The 16,606-nt window shown below is 45.8% G+C and carries 18 protein-coding genes; 13 read left to right on the forward strand and 5 right to left on the reverse strand.

The genetic code is table 11. From position 1 onward, the window contains the following. Positions 1–26: 26 nt before the first annotated feature. On the reverse strand, positions 27–1,313 hold the full coding sequence (gene serS / locus HY807_01785) for a serine--tRNA ligase (GenBank protein MBI4825142.1): 1,287 nt from the start codon (positions 1,311–1,313) through the stop codon (positions 27–29). Positions 1,314–1,839: 526 nt separating this feature from the next. Between serS and HY807_01790 the strand changes: the two genes are divergently transcribed. Further along, the gene (locus HY807_01790) at positions 1,840–2,346 is read left to right on the forward strand and encodes a M23 family metallopeptidase (protein MBI4825143.1); all 507 of its coding nucleotides are present in this window, start codon (positions 1,840–1,842) and stop codon (positions 2,344–2,346) included. A 277-nt stretch (positions 2,347–2,623) separates the two neighbouring features. Further along, positions 2,624–3,601: a pentapeptide repeat-containing protein gene (locus tag HY807_01795; protein ID MBI4825144.1), complete on the forward strand. Its 978-nt coding sequence runs from the start codon at positions 2,624–2,626 to the stop codon at positions 3,599–3,601. Here HY807_01795 and HY807_01800 read toward each other — a convergent pair. Then, positions 3,581–3,754 carry a transposase gene (locus tag HY807_01800; GenBank protein ID MBI4825145.1) on the reverse strand — a complete coding sequence of 58 codons (174 nt, stop codon included), beginning with the start codon at positions 3,752–3,754 and terminating at the stop codon, positions 3,581–3,583. The two genes, HY807_01795 and HY807_01800, sit on opposite strands and share 21 nt — an antisense overlap. Between HY807_01800 and HY807_01805 the strand changes: the two genes are divergently transcribed. The 8 genes from HY807_01805 to HY807_01840 all read left to right on the forward strand — a co-directional run bounded on the left by HY807_01805 (position 3,718) and on the right by HY807_01840 (position 10,825). Then, a complete protein-coding gene (locus tag HY807_01805) occupies positions 3,718–3,939 on the forward strand; it encodes a two pore domain potassium channel family protein (protein MBI4825146.1) in 222 nt (73 codons plus the stop codon). The genes HY807_01800 and HY807_01805 overlap by 37 nt on opposite strands. A 279-nt stretch (positions 3,940–4,218) precedes the next feature. Next, complete coding sequence (locus tag HY807_01810; protein ID MBI4825147.1) at positions 4,219–4,434, forward strand: hypothetical protein; 216 nt, start codon at positions 4,219–4,221, stop codon at positions 4,432–4,434. Further along, complete coding sequence (locus HY807_01815) at positions 4,431–4,862, forward strand: PIN domain-containing protein (protein ID MBI4825148.1); 432 nt, start codon at positions 4,431–4,433, stop codon at positions 4,860–4,862. The genes HY807_01810 and HY807_01815 overlap by 4 nt, the downstream gene beginning before the upstream one ends. Beyond that, positions 4,859–6,106, forward strand: coding sequence for a M48 family metallopeptidase (locus HY807_01820; GenBank protein ID MBI4825149.1), 1,248 nt, complete (start codon positions 4,859–4,861; stop codon positions 6,104–6,106). Before HY807_01815 ends, HY807_01820 begins: the two co-directional genes overlap by 4 nt. Before the next feature lie 105 nt (positions 6,107–6,211). Beyond that, positions 6,212–7,603 (forward strand): efflux transporter outer membrane subunit, encoded by a 1,392-nt coding sequence (locus tag HY807_01825; GenBank protein ID MBI4825150.1) that lies wholly within the window; start codon positions 6,212–6,214, stop codon positions 7,601–7,603. Next, the gene (locus HY807_01830) at positions 7,600–8,883 is read left to right on the forward strand and encodes an efflux RND transporter periplasmic adaptor subunit (GenBank protein MBI4825151.1); all 1,284 of its coding nucleotides are present in this window, start codon (positions 7,600–7,602) and stop codon (positions 8,881–8,883) included. The genes HY807_01825 and HY807_01830 overlap by 4 nt, the downstream gene beginning before the upstream one ends. A 38-nt stretch (positions 8,884–8,921) precedes the next feature. Beyond that, the gene (locus tag HY807_01835) at positions 8,922–9,611 is read left to right on the forward strand and encodes an ABC transporter ATP-binding protein (protein MBI4825152.1); all 690 of its coding nucleotides are present in this window, start codon (positions 8,922–8,924) and stop codon (positions 9,609–9,611) included. After that, positions 9,611–10,825 carry an ABC transporter permease gene (locus tag HY807_01840; GenBank protein ID MBI4825153.1) on the forward strand — a complete coding sequence of 405 codons (1,215 nt, stop codon included), beginning with the start codon at positions 9,611–9,613 and terminating at the stop codon, positions 10,823–10,825. The genes HY807_01835 and HY807_01840 overlap by 1 nt, the downstream gene beginning before the upstream one ends. 117 nt (positions 10,826–10,942) lie before the next feature. On the opposite strand, the gene HY807_01845 is transcribed toward HY807_01840, so the two are convergent. Both HY807_01845 and HY807_01850 read right to left on the reverse strand, forming a co-directional pair. Further along, positions 10,943–11,374 (reverse strand): hypothetical protein, encoded by a 432-nt coding sequence (locus HY807_01845; GenBank protein ID MBI4825154.1) that lies wholly within the window; start codon positions 11,372–11,374, stop codon positions 10,943–10,945. Positions 11,375–11,388: 14 nt separating this feature from the next. Next, positions 11,389–12,723, reverse strand: coding sequence for a M48 family metalloprotease (locus HY807_01850; protein ID MBI4825155.1), 1,335 nt, complete (start codon positions 12,721–12,723; stop codon positions 11,389–11,391). A 151-nt stretch (positions 12,724–12,874) separates the two neighbouring features. Between HY807_01850 and hemL the strand changes: the two genes are divergently transcribed. The 3 genes from hemL (at position 12,875) to HY807_01865 (ending at position 16,328) form a co-directional block, all read left to right on the forward strand. Next, a complete protein-coding gene (hemL, locus tag HY807_01855) occupies positions 12,875–14,161 on the forward strand; it encodes a glutamate-1-semialdehyde 2,1-aminomutase (GenBank protein MBI4825156.1) in 1,287 nt (428 codons plus the stop codon). Continuing rightward, on the forward strand, positions 14,158–15,267 hold the full coding sequence (ychF, locus tag HY807_01860; GenBank protein MBI4825157.1) for a redox-regulated ATPase YchF: 1,110 nt from the start codon (positions 14,158–14,160) through the stop codon (positions 15,265–15,267). The genes hemL and ychF overlap by 4 nt, the downstream gene beginning before the upstream one ends. A gap of 116 nt (positions 15,268–15,383) precedes the next feature. After that, a complete protein-coding gene (locus HY807_01865; GenBank protein MBI4825158.1) occupies positions 15,384–16,328 on the forward strand; it encodes a Fic family protein in 945 nt (314 codons plus the stop codon). Between the two features lie 82 nt (positions 16,329–16,410). Here the strand turns inward: HY807_01865 and HY807_01870 are convergent, their stop codons facing one another. Next, on the reverse strand, positions 16,411–16,599 hold the full coding sequence (locus HY807_01870) for a hypothetical protein (protein ID MBI4825159.1): 189 nt from the start codon (positions 16,597–16,599) through the stop codon (positions 16,411–16,413). Positions 16,600–16,606 lie beyond the last annotated feature (7 nt).

Here is a 16,606-nt window from a genome sequence, read left to right on the forward strand (position 1 = left end):
TAAAAAAAGTTATATATATTAATCCGTTATCTACTGCTGATCGTATCGGTTCCCATATAATGCCTGAGGACGTCGGGTATTATAACAGAACCGTCCTCTTGTTGGAAGTTCTCCAGTATCGCTGCAAAAGTTCGGCCAACGGCAAGGCCTGAGCCGTTCAATGTATGGACAAACTCTGTTCCCTTTTTACCCTCTGTCTTGAACCTGATATCAGCCCTTCTCGCCTGAAAGTCCTCAAAGTTCGAGCACGATGATATCTCCCTGTACTTCTGCTGTGCGGGAAACCAGACCTCTATGTCATATGTCTTTGCAGCGGAAAAACCCATATCGCCTGTGCATAATGAGATGACACGATACGGCAGCCCGAGCCTCTTCAGAACCTCTTCAGCATTATTTGTAAGGGTTTCAAGTTCATCATAAGAGCCTTCGGGTTTTACAAATTTGACAAGCTCGACCTTGTTGAACTGGTGCTGCCTTATGAGCCCTCTCGTGTCCTTGCCGTATGAACCTGCCTCGCGCCTGAAGCATGGCGTATATGCGGTGTAATAAACAGGAAGGCCGTCTTCCATCAGTATCTCCTCCCTGTGAATATTTGTGAGAGGAACCTCTGCAGTAGGGATAAGCAAAAGTGCTTTTGCGTCGCTCTCTTCAAGCTTGAAGAGGTCATTTTCAAACTTCGGAAGCTGACCCGTTCCGGTCATTGATTCACGATTCACAAGAAAAGGCGGCATGACCTCTGTGTAGCCGTGCTCTTTCGTGTGGAGGTCAAGCATAAAGTTTATCAAGGCCCTCTCAAGGCGTGCGCCCGCGCCTTTATAAAGAACAAAGCGTGCGCCTGTTATCTTGCCGGCCCTGTCAAAATCAAGTATCCCGAGCTCCTCGCCGATATCCCAGTGGTTCTTTGGTTCAAAAGAGAACTCCGGTATCACGCCCCATCTCCGCAGTTCAACATTCCCGGTTTCATCTTTGCCGACAGGGACAGATTCATGGGGGATGTTCGGTATCAATAAAAGCTCATCTTTGGCAAGCGTCTCAAGCTCCCGCAGCTCTGTCTCCCTTGCCGCTGTCAGCTCAGATACCTTCTTTGCCTTCTCAAGAAGTTCAGAAGCATCCTTGCCCTCTTTCTTGAGCCTGCCTATCTCCTGCGACAAAGTGTTCCTCAGCTGCCTGTCATCTTCAACAGCCTTGAGCAGTTCTCTCCTCTTGGACTCAATCTGGAGGAATTTATCAAGGATAGCGGTATGTTCCGAACGCTTCTTAAGCGCCTCTATGACCTTGTCTGTATTTTCCCGTACTAATTTAACGTCAAGCATAAATAGTGTCCGTAAAAAACAATTTAATATTATTAGTTGTCATTCCGGCTTGTCCGGAATCTTCCCCTCTAAAAAGAGGGGTTAGGGGTGTGTTTTATCTCAACATCCCCCTGTATCCCCCTTTATTAAGGGGGAATAAAAAAGCTGTTTTTTCATCAAAAGCAATCTGTTATAATACAACACCTTGCTAAGAAAGTTCATTCACATATCGCTCATCCAGCTTTTTCTCTTTATCCTTATTATGCCGGGCTGCTCCCATGCTTTTAACATTAAAATTCAGCCCAAAGAAACATTCCCGGGCGATGTACTGTTCCTGAAGCTTATATCAGAGGCCCCTGTTCTCCCTGAAGCAGCCTTTCTCGGGAAGAAGATAACCTTTTATAAACTTCAGGGCAATGAATACGGGGCGCTTGTGCCTCTTGATATTGAGACCGCTCCGGGTGATTACAGCATAAGCGTAAAGGCAGAGAGCGTAAGCATCAGCCTGAAGGTCAAGATATCGCCCTATGATTTTCCGACAAAGAAGATGACACTGCCTGAAGAAAAGGTCACGTTAAGCCCTGAAGACAGCCTGCGGGTGGAGAAGGAGTTCCTCATGCAGGAAGAGATATGGAAATCAGCTAATGAAAAGATATGGGACGGCGGATTCGTTTCACCGACAGATACGGCGGTCTCTGAAAAGTTCGGGGTAACGCGAATAATGAATGAGAAGAAGGCGAGCGTGCACAAGGGGATCGACCTTAAGGCAGGCAGCGGAGCGTCTGTCAAAGCCATAAATTCAGGAAAGGTCGTATTAAATGAAGACCTCTTTTACGGCGGGAACACACTGATAATAGACCACGGCATGGGGCTCTTTTCAGTATACATGCATCTCTCAAAATTCAATGTCAAAAACGGTGATGAAGTTGCAAAGGGAGATGTCATAGGATTCGCCGGCATGACAGGCAGGGCAACAGGCCCGCACCTTCACATGAGCGTAAAACTGCAGGGCGTGAGCGTAAATCCGGAAGCGCTTATGAAGCTGGCGTTTTGATTTCAATTCAACCACAAACCAGACAAAAACAAGGACATTTTTATTGACAAGATAATAGCATTTTATTAATTTGTCTGTATATATCAAGGAGATTTACTGACATAACATTGGACATTTATGAAGACATTTAAAAATACACATCCCTAGTTATCATTTCAGTAGAAAAATATAATGATAGCTATCAAATAGCCTTCAAAAGTTATTGGCCGAATCACAACTTTATGCTATGTTCCATAACTACATAATAACTGGTTAGATTGCCCTGATTGAGTCAGATATGGATAGAGACGGATATAAATTCGATTTAGTGACCCAACGATTTATTATAAACAGATGGGAAACAGAAACGGGACAAAAGGTAAGAGAAGATGTTATCCAAGGTCTCAAAAATTCGGTGGAAGTAAGAGCAATTTTAGATTCCTATGTATTAGCTCATCCAGAAAACGTTGAACCATATGGGTATCCACATTATCCAAAAAATGCAATGACAGAAGGTGGTTTCTGGGTTTTAACAAACGATGATTTGCGAGGTATAAACTTTTTCAGTGAAGATTTTTCAGGAAGCCCTTCCTTTGAGAAGAAAAGTCTTACATATAGTTCGTTCTTTGACTGCAATTTGACGGATGCAAACTTTGAAATGACCGACTTATCATATGCTCGTTTTGATAACTGCAAGATGGATAAGATTATATTGGCCGGTTCGGGGGGCTTTTCTACAAAAATACTAAATAGTTCTGTGCGTAATGCCTGTATTTGGAAATGTGGATTTAGAGACTGTGATTTCTCGGGGTCAGATTTTTTTGGAGCTTATTTAGAAGATATTGTGTTGGAAGATATAACTGTGAACTATTTGACCCGTTTTGACATTAAATTAAGCCGCTCTTGGAAAAAGCGAGCCAGGCCAATGGAACAAGACCCTGACATATTCCGAGCGATAAGATTAGCATATGGCCGAGCAGAACTTTGGTCATTGATGGATCAATACCTTGTTAAGGAAAAACGCGGACAAAGAAAACATATTCTATGGCCTCAATTCCGAAAAGAGAAAACCATCCAAACATTTATAATTTGGGTTTACAATCTGACATACGACTTGGTCTCAGTTTATTCCACCATGCCTAGGCGAATACTCTCTATCGGCTTTGCAGTAGCCATACTTTTTTCGACAATATATCGTTTGGCAGGCACAGCGAATGAACTACCTCGCAGCAGAGCTGAACGAGGTATCAAAAACTTACTGCTCAAACAAGACTAACTGCTTATTATTATAAATTCTCTCATACTCTTTTGGATTTCGCCCTTGGTTCTTCACATAGTTCATTATTGTCTCTTCGTTACCATGCTTACCAACTGTAGATATGAAATATCCTGATGTCCAGAAGTCACCACCCCAAAGAATTCTTTTCACCTCAGGTCGCCTTAAGAAAATCTCTTTTGCTATTATACACAACCTTTGCGACATTGGGATATGGTGATTTACATTATGGAGCTGAACATCCTTTATTAAGAATTACAAGTACGCTTGAAGCTTTTATAGGTGCCGTTATTATTTCACTATTTGTTGTTGTGTTATCAAAAAAGATTCTTAGATGAACAATCTAACCAAATGCACGTGAACAAGTGCCACAGGACGCTTTTTCAGATGATCGACGGTTTGAGGTTTGCAAATCGGTTATTTTGCTCTGTGAGGTCATTCATTGGTACTCGTCAGTGAACTCCTCGTTCCCCTTCGCTCCACTCAATGTCTCTGTCACCAGAAACATACCAACAGTTGAAGATATCGCGTATTTAATGCAAGAATTAACAGACACAAAAGCTGTGAATGCTATAATAAGTCATAAATATTTTATAAAATGATTAAGGAGGTCTTAGATGCCGAAGATTGTTGCGCAAATCCCTGAAGATATTTATCGAAATATCAACGAAGAAGTGAAGCTCGGGATTTTTTCTGATGCGTCGGAAGCGGTCAGTTCCGCGCTCAAAAAATCTTACGCAGGAAAAAGCAGGGCTTTTCTCCAGTGGCTTCTTAAAAAAGAAGGCATATCAGAATCTGAAATGCTTAAAGAACTTGAGAAGCTCCGCAAATGAGATATAAGGTCTTTCTGGATACAAACATACTTCTGTCAGGTATCTTCTTTAAAGGTAATGAATCCACAGTTCTTGATTTAGTAGAGGTGGAGCTTGTCACAAGCGAGGATGCAGTTGCTGAATTACACAAGGTAGTTAACAAAAAACTTAAATATCTCAAAGACAGAACTCTCGAAATCGCACTCCTTGAAACTCAACGGGCTTTAAGTGATATTACCATTCTGAAACGGTCAAAATATAATCAGAGGGTCAAAGAAGCTGAAACCCTGATAACACATAAAAAAGATGCCCTTATTCTTGCGTCAGTACTCTATGCAAAGCCGGATTATTTCTTGACCGGTGATGCACATTTCTTTTCTGACAAGATCAAAAACATTATCCCCGTGCTAACTGCGAAAGAATTTCTTGCCAAGATTAAGAAGAGATGAACACATATCTTGTGTTAATTCTCATCACATATCTTCTCATAACCACCTTCGGCTACTGGCTCGATTATCTCAATCTCTCTAATTTAAAAAAATACGGCTCTGTAATCCCGCCGGAGTTTGAGGGGAAGATAGACGGCGAGTTATTAACAAAGACAAAGAACTACACGGTTGAGAAGACGCAGTTCGGTTTCATCTCTTCAGGCTTTGATAACATCATCCTTCTGCTATTTCTCTTTGGCGGAATATTGAACATCTATAACTCATGGATCGCTTCAATGCAGATGAACTTCATCCTCTCCGGCCTCGCCTTCTTTCTGCTGCTTACATATGCGCAGACAATCATCTCAACGCCCTTCAGTCTCTACAGCACATTCAGGATCGAGAAGAAGTACGGCTTCAATACAATGACTATGAAGCTGTGGGTAGTAGACTTTATAAAATCACTGCTGCTCTCAACTGTGCTGATGGGGATACTTCTGTCAGTCGGGCTGCTCCTAATACAGAAGAGCCCTGACCTCTGGTGGTTCTATCTCTGGTGCTTCTTCTTCGCCTTTACCATCTTTATGATGTATATTTCGCCATATGTGCTGGAGCCGCTATTCAATAAGTTCACGCCGATTGAAGACGAGGAGTTTGTTGATGACATAAAGAACCTGATGCAGAAGGCAGGTATAAAGGTGAGCAGGGTCTTTAAGATGGACGCGTCAAAAAGGTCAAAACATACCAACGCCTATTTCTCAGGGATCGGAAAGGTGAAGAGGATCGTGCTCTTTGATACACTTTTGGAAAAACTCGATAAGGATGAGATAATAGCGGTGCTTGCGCATGAGGCAGGGCACTGGAAGAAGAAGCATCTTTTAAAGATGTTAGCTGTCACCGAACTGATAGCGTTGATAGTTATGTTCATCGCTTACAAAGCCACGCAAAGCGATTTTCTGATAGAGCTTTTCAATATCAATGATAGCACCTTCTTTGCAAAGATCATTTTGCTCTCATTTATATTTTCAATAGCAAGTTTCCCGTTTTCACCTTTGTTCAATCAGTTATCAAAAAGGCATGAGAAAGAGGCTGACCGTTTTTCATATGAGCTGACAGGAAAAACAGACGGCATGATCGGCGCGCTTGTAAAGCTCTCAAAAGACAACCTCTCAAACCTGCATCCTCATCCGCTGTACGCTTTGTTCCATTACTCCCATCCGCCTGTGTTGGAGAGGATCAGGCAGATAAAGGGATTGAAGAAGTAAACTTGTTTCTTCACACTTTTCATATATAATTATTTTAGACTTTATAATTAAACTGATCTTTTGAATAACTTGAATACATCTGCTAAAAAGATAATTGCAGCATTTATGATAATGTTTGGCTTGTCAGGGTGCGTCACTGTCGGGCCGGATTATGTCTCTCCAAAAATATCCGCGCCTGATAAGTGGAATGCCGGCACAGATGTCAGGAGTGATGATGCCGCAACCCTTGAGAAGTGGTGGTCAACGCTCAATGATCCGGAGTTAACGAGCCTGATAGAACGTGCTGTGAACAGCAGCCTTGGCATACGCGAGGCCAAGGCGAGAGTGCGTGAAGCAAGGGCGCGCAGAGGCATAAGCAGTGCTGAACTTTTTCCGACTGTTGATGCCTCAGGTTCAGCGCAGCGCAGCCGGAGCAGCAGCGGCACTGAGAATGACTTCTACTCTATCGGCTTTGACGCGGGGTGGGAGATAGACCTCTTCGGCGGTGTCCGGCGATCAGTGGAGGCGGCCGATGCAGACCTTGAAGCGAGTGAGGAGGAACTGCATGATGTGCTCGTTTCGCTCCTCGCAGAGGTATCTCTGAACTATGTTGATGTACGGCTCTATCAGGCAAGGATAGCGATAGCAGAGTCAAATCTTGCGGCACAGACAGAGACATATCAGATCGCAGGGTGGCGTAATGAAGCAGGCCTTGTGAGCGGGCTTGATGTGGAAGAAGCGATGTACAACCTGGAAAAGACGCGGTCGCAGATACCTGCCTTAAGAAGCGGGCTTGAACAGGCCATGAACAATATTGCAGTATTGCTTGGTAAAGATCCAGGGGCATTGTATGCTGAACTTTCTGAACAAAGAGCCATTCCTGTTACGCCTGTTGAGATAGCTGTGGGGCTTCCCGCTGACCTGCTCAGGCGCAGGCCTGATGTGCGGCAGGCAGAGCGCAGGCTTGCGGCTCAGACAGCCCGCATCGGAGTTGCAACTGCCGGGCTTTATCCCCAATTCAGCCTCTCAGGATCGATCGGACTTGAAGCCCTGGAGCTTGATGATCTCTTCTCTTATGGGAACCGGACGTTCGGGATCGGGCCTGGTTTTAGATGGAATATATTTGACGCGGGAAGCATCAGAAAGAATATCGAGGTTCAGAATGCGCTTCAGGAACAGGCTTTGATACAGTATGAAACCGCAGTGCTTGAGGCGCTTCATGATGTGAAAAACGCGCTAACAGCTTATGCCGGAGAGCAGGTTCGCAGGCAGTCGCTTTTAAACGGCTCCAATGCTGCTGAACGCGCTGTCAAACTTGCGCAGGAACAGTATTCATCAGGGCTGATAGATTTTCAGGCCCTGCTGACAGCACAGCAGTCACTGCTCTCGCTTCAGGATCAACTGGCAGGCAGCGACGCAGAGGTGACATCTAATTTGATAAGGCTATACAAGGCGCTCGGAGGCGGATGGACATCCTTGACACCCGCAGCTGAAGATCAGGGGGAATTAATAAAATGAAGACAGATACGGAATCAGACATAATCAAAACATTGGGCGTTGAGCATTCTTCAGGACACGGCAAACGATGGATTGTCATAATTATATTTCTGCTGATCTTAGGGTCTGCTCTGATGATCTGGTGGAAAAGGTCTGAAAATACTAACGCCCCGCAGTATAAGACCAAGCAGGCTGCCCGCGGAAATATCATCGTCACGGTTACCGCTACAGGAACGCTGAAACCGGTCAATCAGGTAGATGTGAGCAGCGAGCTGTCAGGCATAATCAAGACCGTTGAGGCGGATTACAACGATCAGGTAAAGGCCGGCCGGATATTGGCAAAACTCGATACAGAGATACTGGAGGCAAAGGTCGTGCAGTCAAAGGCTGCGCTCGATGCGGCAGAGGCAAAGCTTTTGGAGACAAAGGCGACTGTAGAGGAATCACGCAATCAGCTTGCGCGCCTGAAAAAGGTCTGGGATATCAGCAATAAGAAAGTACCGTCTCAGCAGGAGATGGATACGGCAGAAGCTGCATTGAAACGCGCAGAGGCTATGGAGACCAGCGCAAAGGCGCAGGTATCTGAAGCAAAAGCAGCTCTTAATACGAACAAGACAAATCTTACTAAAGCGATAATACGCTCACCTATAAACGGCATTGTTATTTCACGATCTGTTGAGCCGGGGCAGACGGTTGCGGCATCTTTCCAGGCGCCGGTGCTCTTTACAATGGCTGAGAACCTCACACAGATGGAGCTGTACGTTGATGTTGACGAGGCGGATGTCGGCCAGGTAAAAGAGGGGCAGGCAGCAACCTTTACGGTAGACGCCTTCCCCGACAGGATATTTGAAGCACTTATCACGCAGGTGCGTTACGGCTCAAAAACAGTGGGCGGGGTAGTTACATATGAAACGGTCTTAAGCATGGACAATTCAGATCTTTCATTACGGCCCGGCATGACAGCTTCGGCAGATATTATTGTCAAAAAGATCGAAGACGTGATCCTTGTGCCTAATACAGCGCTGCGTTTTCTGCCTGTGATCCAGGAAGAGGCGGCTCCCTCTTCAAGCGGCGGCAGCCTTATCAGTAAACTCATACGTCCGCCAAGACATTCAACAAGACAGCCTGAGGAGAAGTCCTCGGATAAAAACTCACAGCGCGTCTGGATATTAAAGGAAGGCAAGCCTTTTGCCATATCAATTGTTGTAGGCTCATCCGATGGGATAATGACAGAGGTTTTGTCCGGTGAGATTGAACCAGGAATGGAATTGCTGATCGATGTGAATAACATAAAGAAATAACGATGCTGGACAAATCCCGAAATACTGAAAGCCTGAAGCTGATCCAGCTTAGCGGCGTAAATAAAGTATACGGCATCGGTGAGGCTGCGATGCAGGCACTGCGCGGCATCGACCTCTCTATTGATGCCGGTGAATTTGTGGCTGTGATGGGGCCGAGCGGCTCAGGTAAATCAACCTGCATGAATATACTGGGTTGTCTTGACACTCCTACTTCCGGGAAATATCTCTTCCGGGACGTTGATGCCGGAAGGCTGCATCGCGACCAGCGCGCCCTCCTGCGGCGCAACTATCTCGGGTTTGTCTTTCAGGGCTACAACCTTCTGAACCGCACCACAGCTTTGGAGAATGTCGAACTGCCTCTTGTATACCGCGGGATCTCTGCGAGAGAGCGGCGCACCCAGGCGCTTGAGGCGCTTGAATCTGTCGGGCTTAACGGATGGGAAAATCATACACCTAACATGCTCTCAGGCGGGCAGCAGCAGCGTGTGGCTATAGCCAGGGCTATAGTCACGAAACCGGCACTGCTGCTGGCTGATGAACCAACCGGAAATCTGGATACTGCCAGGAGCCGTGAGATCATGGAACTCCTGACCAGGTTTAACAGCGAGCGGGGCATTACCATAGTGATGGTGACGCATGAAGCAGACATGGCAGCCTATGCAAAACGTATCGTCCGTTTCCGCGACGGCTCTATAGAAACAGACCAGCATAACGGGAGCAAGCCGTAATGATATTCAATACTATTCTTCTTGCCCTAAGAGAGATCAGGCGAAATGTCCTGCGCTCGTCACTGACCATTCTCGGCATCGTGATAGGCGTTGCAGCCGTAATTACCATGGTCACCCTCGGCAGCGGGGCTACACAGCAGGTCACCGCAGATATAACCAAGCTTGGAAGCAATATGCTGCAGGTGAGGCCGGGCCAGGGATTTCACGGCCCGGGCGGCGGCGCAAGTGCAACCGCTTCGATGCTCGGCCTTGATGATGCCGCAGCTATCTCACGGGAAGTCTCCGGGCTGGCTGCTGTTGCGCCTTTTGCTTCTAAGTCGATTCAGGCGATCTACGGGAGCGAGAACTGGTCTACTTCAGTCACAGGCACGAGCAATGAATATCTGGATGTGAGAAACTGGCCTCTGCTGGAAGGCCGGGAATTCACCGACGGAGAACTGCGGGCCGGAAAGTCTGTCTGCATCATAGGCACAACTGTGCGCGACAAACTCTTCGGCGGCATCAGCCCGGTCGGGAATACGATCCGCCTTGGTAAACTCTCATGCCAGGTAATAGGGGTACTCGTATCAAAGGGACAGTCCAGCTTCGGCAGCGATCAGGATGACTTTGTGCTCGTTCCGATCCATATGTTTCAGAGAAGAATAGCCGGGAATACTGACATCAGCACCATACTGGTCTCGGCGCAGGACGGCATTTCAACTGAAAAGGTCCAAAGAGATATCGAACTGCTGATGCGCGAACGCAGGCGCATCCTGCCGGGGAAAGAGGATGATTTCAATGTAAGGGATATGAAAGAGATCGTGAGCACGCTCACAGGCACGACACGTGTGCTTACCGCTCTTTTGAGCGCTGTTGCAGCTGTCAGCCTTCTGGTCGGAGGGATTGGTATCATGAACATAATGCTCGTCTCCGTCACAGAGCGCACAAGGGAGATCGGCATCCGTCTTGCCATAGGCGCAATGGAGCGTGAGGTGCTGATGCAGTTTCTCATAGAGGCGGTTGTGCTCTCATCATTGGGCGGTATAGTCGGCATCCTGCTGGGACTCTCGGCTTCAGCTGCCGGCGCATCCCTGCTATCTGTCCCGCTCGTGCTTAACCCATGGGTCGTGCTCATAGCCTTTACATTTTCAGCGGCAGTAGGCGTTATCTTCGGATACTTCCCAGCGCAGAAGGCTGCGAGGCTCGATCCTATAGATGCGCTTCGGCATGAATAAAGATATGCAAAGAGAACTATAACTGGTTATTTAATATCCCCTCTTTGACAAAGAGGGGGCAGGGGAGATTTTATAATTATGCTTTTAAATTTCATACTCAGTTCAATTGGCTAAAACCTACGGTGAAAATACAACTACTAACGGTTCATAGTTATTGTTCTCAACGATTACTTCATCTCCAGCTTCAATGGTAACCCCTTCACTATGGCCAAGTTCACTTGTGGCAACATAAGATAATCTGAGTTTGAATTTTTGGCTTATGCCTAATGCCTTGCTTTTGACTGTCACAAGAACAGGAAAGTCTTGTTTTATAGTAGTGTTAAAAACAGCAACAAATCCTGGTCCAAGCAATGCCTGCCGGAACGTAACCTTTACAGGCATTGCCGGCTTACGCTCAAGCTCGGACTTTGCCTCACTTAGCTTGCTTTGAAGCTCTGCTATTTGAGCACGTAGGTTGCTGTTTTCCGCTTGTGCCTTTTCAAATTCTGACTTTGAGACACACGCTACAAACAACAGTGACGAAAGTAAAACTAGTAGAACTTTTTTCATAAGTTTATCTCCCTCTATTCTTCAGATAACTGAACATATATCGGTCGAATTGAAACACTATCATATTGAATTTGTTTAAGTACAATACCAAATTGTTTCTTTTCATGAGGAATCATAGCAGACCAAGGAAGCTTTTCTGAAAGGACTACCAGACCACCAGATTTATACTCTACTAATACAAATGCCTGTTTGATTTCATGCATAGATGGGTTTATAGCTAAACCAAATAATCCTTTTCCACCACCTTGAGCATAATCAATTTTTAAATCTCGGAAAAATAGACGGGATGCTGCCAGCTTCTCCTGCTCCAGTTGTTTGTTTTGTCGGTTAATCTCTTCCAGTTTTGCTTCCAGTACCTCATTAGCAGTATTAACTGTTGTTTCGAGTAAGGCAAGAACTCCCCCACCTTTTCCAGCCTCCGGGTTTTCTGAAGTTCTGTATGAGAAGACAGCGTTATTAATTAGCAATGACTCATGGTCTGGATTAATCTTCCCACTAATATAATACTGTTGTGCTTCTTTGGCATAACCTTCCATGTTATGTGTTCGGTCGTCATTCAATGGATGGTCATATAACATATCTCCAGCATAGCTTCCTAAAGCATTATGTAATCTCTTCCATATCATTATGCCAGCCGTAGGGTCATATCCCGCCAACGCCGAGTATATTACAGAATATTTATCAGCTTCATCTTCCTGAATAGTTGTAAAACTTGCATCAAACATGGCATCTTTTCTCAAATCCTTATCTGCTAGTTTCGCGATAGCTCTTTTACCTGTACCCTCACTTGTATGCCGCGCTGCAACATGTGCCATTTCATGCGATATGACTGCTGCCAGCTCATCATCGGTTTTAAGTCCAATATCTGACCCAAACATTCCAGTGGATAAAAATACCTTCCCCCCTCCAATTGTGAAAGCGTTCTGAACTTCACTTGCGATAACATGAATTTCCCAAGGAAGATGCTTCCTATGCACAACTTTTTGAAGTTGGTTGAATACAGTTACAACTCTATCGTAGTATTCTGTATCGCCATCAATTTTAATTCCTTTATTGCGAGCCTCGGTCAATATCTGTTTAGTTATTTCTTCAGCCTTGTTTATTTCCTCTTGTTCTGAAACAAGGTTGATTTGGCGCTCTCCGGTTACAGGGTCAGGAGAGCTAATAGCGTTGCTGACCGACATCATTCCTTTATCAACAGAAGCACATGCAGATAGCATCAGCAAGACTACAGCCATAATTAAACCGATGATTGATAGCCAAACTGTTTGTGAACGTTTCATTTGATCATCTCCAGTATTTGATTGTGAATGAATATGGAAGTCCGACTTCCATAATTCTGCTTTCATAAAAGCAATTATAGCAGAACTGCTTGCTTTTGCAGGATATTATTTTGACAACACTTGTATAATTATAGTTAAATAAATTTCCAATAAATATGAAACTGGATTCCCCGGTCAAGCCGGAGAATGACAAAAACAAAAGGAGTCTATCATGGCACTGAATCACAAAAAATCCAAAGAACTCTTTAATAAAGCAAAACGCCTGATCCCGGGCGGAGTGAACAGTCCTGTCCGCGCATTCAACGCAGTCGGAGGCAATCCTATCTTCATTGATTCCGCAAAGGGGTCAAAGATATATGACGTTGACGGCAATGAATATATTGATTACGTGCTCTCATGGGGGCCGATGATACTCGGACATGCGAATCCAACTATCATAAAGGCGCTTCAGAAGGCTGCTGAAAAGGGAACAAGCTTTGGAGCCCCAACACCTCTTGAGGTGGAGCTTGCAGGCATGGTGCGCAAGGTATACCCCTCAATGGAAGTGATGAGGATGGTCAGCTCAGGAACTGAGGCGACGATGAGCGCCATCAGGGCTGCGCGCGGTTTTACAGGAAGGGACAAGATAGTAAAATTTGAGGGATGTTACCACGGGCATGCTGACGGCCTTCTGGTCAAGGCTGGCTCAGGCATGGCTACATTCGGAGTGCCTACAAGTCCGGGCGTGCCGAAGGATTACGCGAGGAATACCATCACGCTTCCTTACAACGACCTTAGTGCGTTTAAGAAGATATGTGAAAAGGCGGGCAAAGATATCGCATGTGTAATAATCGAGCCTGTTGTCGGCAACAGCGGCTGCATACTTCCGAAGCCGGGATATCTTGAAGGGCTGAGAAGCGTTACAAAAAAACACGGCATCGTGCTTATATTCGATGAAGTGATGACAGGATTCAGGGTTTCATACGGCGGAGCGCAGAAGGCGTTCGGCATAAAGCCTGACATGACATGCCTTGGAAAGGTTATTGGCGGCGGACTTCCTGTCGGAGCATATGGAGGCAGGGAAGATATAATGAGAAAGATAGCTCCTGACGGGCCTGTGTATCAGGCAGGTACGCTCTCAGGAAACCCGCTTGCAATGACAGCAGGAATTGAGACATTGAAGATACTCTCAAAGCCTGAGACATACAAAACTCTCATGGCTAAATCAAAGGCGCTTGAAGAGGCGTTCAAAGATGCTGCAAAGCGCGCAGGCATAAAGACAAAGTTCTACAGGGCGGGCACAATGTTCTGCACATACTTCACTGACAAAGAGGTCTACAACTTCACTGACGCTGCAAAGACAGACACCGCGAAGTTCTCCTTATACTTCAGAAAGATGCTTGACAGGGGCATAAACCTTGCGCCGTCAGCATACGAGGCGGGCTTCATGTCGCTTGCTCATACAAGCGCTGATATAAATAAGACCGCAAGGGCAGCGTACGAGACATTTAAAGAGATCAAGTGAAGCTCATAATCACAGGTTTTTCAAATTCTGGAAAGACAACGGTCTTTAACGCTCTCACAGGCCAGAACCTTGAGACTACCGCGTACTCAACCTCAATATCCGCTGACATCGAGCCGCAGCACGGCATTGTAAAGGTGCCTGACGCGCGGATAGACAAGCTCGTAGAGATATACGAACCAAAGAAGACTACCTATGCGACTGTAGAGTATCTTGATTACCTCGGAATAACATCAGGCGATACCGCGCAGAATGCGAAAGTATTTAAGCTTCTGAAGGATGCCGATGCGATTGTCCATGTTGTCCGCGCATTTGAAGATACATCTGTTATACACCCGATGAAGAGCATTGACCCTCTACGGGATGTGTCATCATTTGAAGCTGAACTTATCCTCGGAGACCTCGAGTTTATAGAGAAACGGCTTGAGAAGATAGAGGCGCAGGAAAAGAAGGGCAAGAAGCCTGAGACAGGTGATAAAGGCCTTCTGCTTAAATGCAAGGCAGCGCTTGAGGATGAGATATCCCTGAGGGATATTGAGTTCAATGATGAAGAGAAGAGGCAGATGCTCCCGTATCAGTTACTGACCACCATGCATGAGATAATCGTTCTCAATATCAATGAGAGCGATATCAACTCTGATAAGGCAAAAGAGCTTCAGAATAAAGTTGAGACGTTTTTCAAGGAGAAGGGCAAAGGCATAGCGCCTCAGATCCTGACCCTCTGCGGAAAGATAGAGATGGAGATAGCGCAGCTTCCTCATGATGAAGCAAAAGAATTTCTGGATGAACTCGGCATTGAGGAACCCGCCATGAAGAAGCTCTGCCATGTATCATACGATGCGCTCGGGCTTATCTCATTCCTGACATCAGGCACAGATGAAGTGAGGGCGTGGACGATAAGAAAAGGGCTGCGCGCCCAGCAGGCGGCAGGAAAGATACATTCAGATATAGAGAGAGGTTTCATCAGGGCAGAGACCGTCAGCTATGAAGACTTCATCGCTTCAGGCGGAGACATGGCCAAGGCAAAAGAGAAAGGCTTATTCAGGCAGGAAGGCAAGGCCTATGAAGTAAAAGACGGGGATATAATTAATTTTAAGTTTAATGTGTAGAGTTTTTGCCGCTGTAATACAATAACTGCCTCTTTTCTTTGTCTGTTCAAAATTCTTCTTAATATGGTATAGTGTAGATAATCATATAAACCATATTAAGAAGAAGGCATGAATTTGTGCGATATTTAGACCAAAAGACAAGCAGACGCCTGGATGAAAAATTGTCGTTGCTGAATTCCTGTCGTCCGCTTCCAAAGACGGCAGTCCGAAAACTGAAGGAGCAGTTTGGGATTGAGATGACGTACAATTCAAACGCAATAGAGGGAAACAGCCTGACGCTTAAAGAGACCTTCCTCGTCATCAATGAAGGCCTGACTATCAAGGGCAAGCCTCTTAAAGACCATCTTGAGGCGAAGAGCCACACAGAGGCGCTGGAGTATCTATATGAATTAGTGGACAAGGACAGGCGAAGCACGCTCTCTGAACGATTGATCAGGGAATTGAATCAGATCGTGATGCGGGACATTGATAAGGAATGGGCCGGAAGATACCGAAACAGCAATGTGATAATTGGCGGGGCGGATCATACGCCGCCTGACGCAGTTGAAGTGCCTCAACTGATACACGAGCTTATTGACCGGGTACGGCAGGACAGAAAAATTTTGCATCCCGTTGAATTGGCTGCTCTTCTGCATCACAGGCTTGTCCATATTCACCCCTTTTTTGACGGTAACGGGAGAACTGCGCGGCTTGTGATGAATGTTATTTTAATGCAGGCAGGATTTCCGCTGGTAGTTATTCTGAAAAATGACCGGAAAAAGTATTACAGGACACTTGGAGAGTCTGATAAGGGGAACTATGGCCCGTTCGTGAATTTTATCGCACAGGCGGTTCAGAGATCGCTTGACATTTACCTTAAAGTGCTGACCCCGGCACGAAAGACCAAAGAACGTTTTATTTCGCTTGCGGAGCTTGCAAAAGGATCAAAGTTTACGGATAAGTATCTCAATCTTCTGGCACGCAGCGGAAAGCTGGAGGCTCATAAAGAAGGGCGCAACTGGCTCTCGTCGAAAGAGGCGCTGGAGAGATATCTGGATGGAAGGGAAAGAAAAAGGAAGTGAGGTCAAAGACGGGGATATAATTAATTTTAAGTTTAATGTGTAGCTGATTCCTATATAACCACGCCTTCCTCTCAAAAAACAATTAAAACGGCACCAGGTCGATGCCGTCGGCTGCGGTATCAATAACACCGTCTGCTGCGTTTCCAACTCCGGGGACGACCGAAACTACAGCCCCGCCGACACGCAATGGAACGGTCACTACCTTTGTAAAGAAGCAGCCGCTTAACTGGATGATAAAAAATAATACGATCAAAAGTTTGAATAATTTCATTATGGCC

The sequence above is a fragment of the Nitrospirota bacterium genome, from assembly GCA_016207885.1.
GTDB lineage: Bacteria > Nitrospirota > Thermodesulfovibrionia > UBA6902 > UBA6902 > JACQZG01.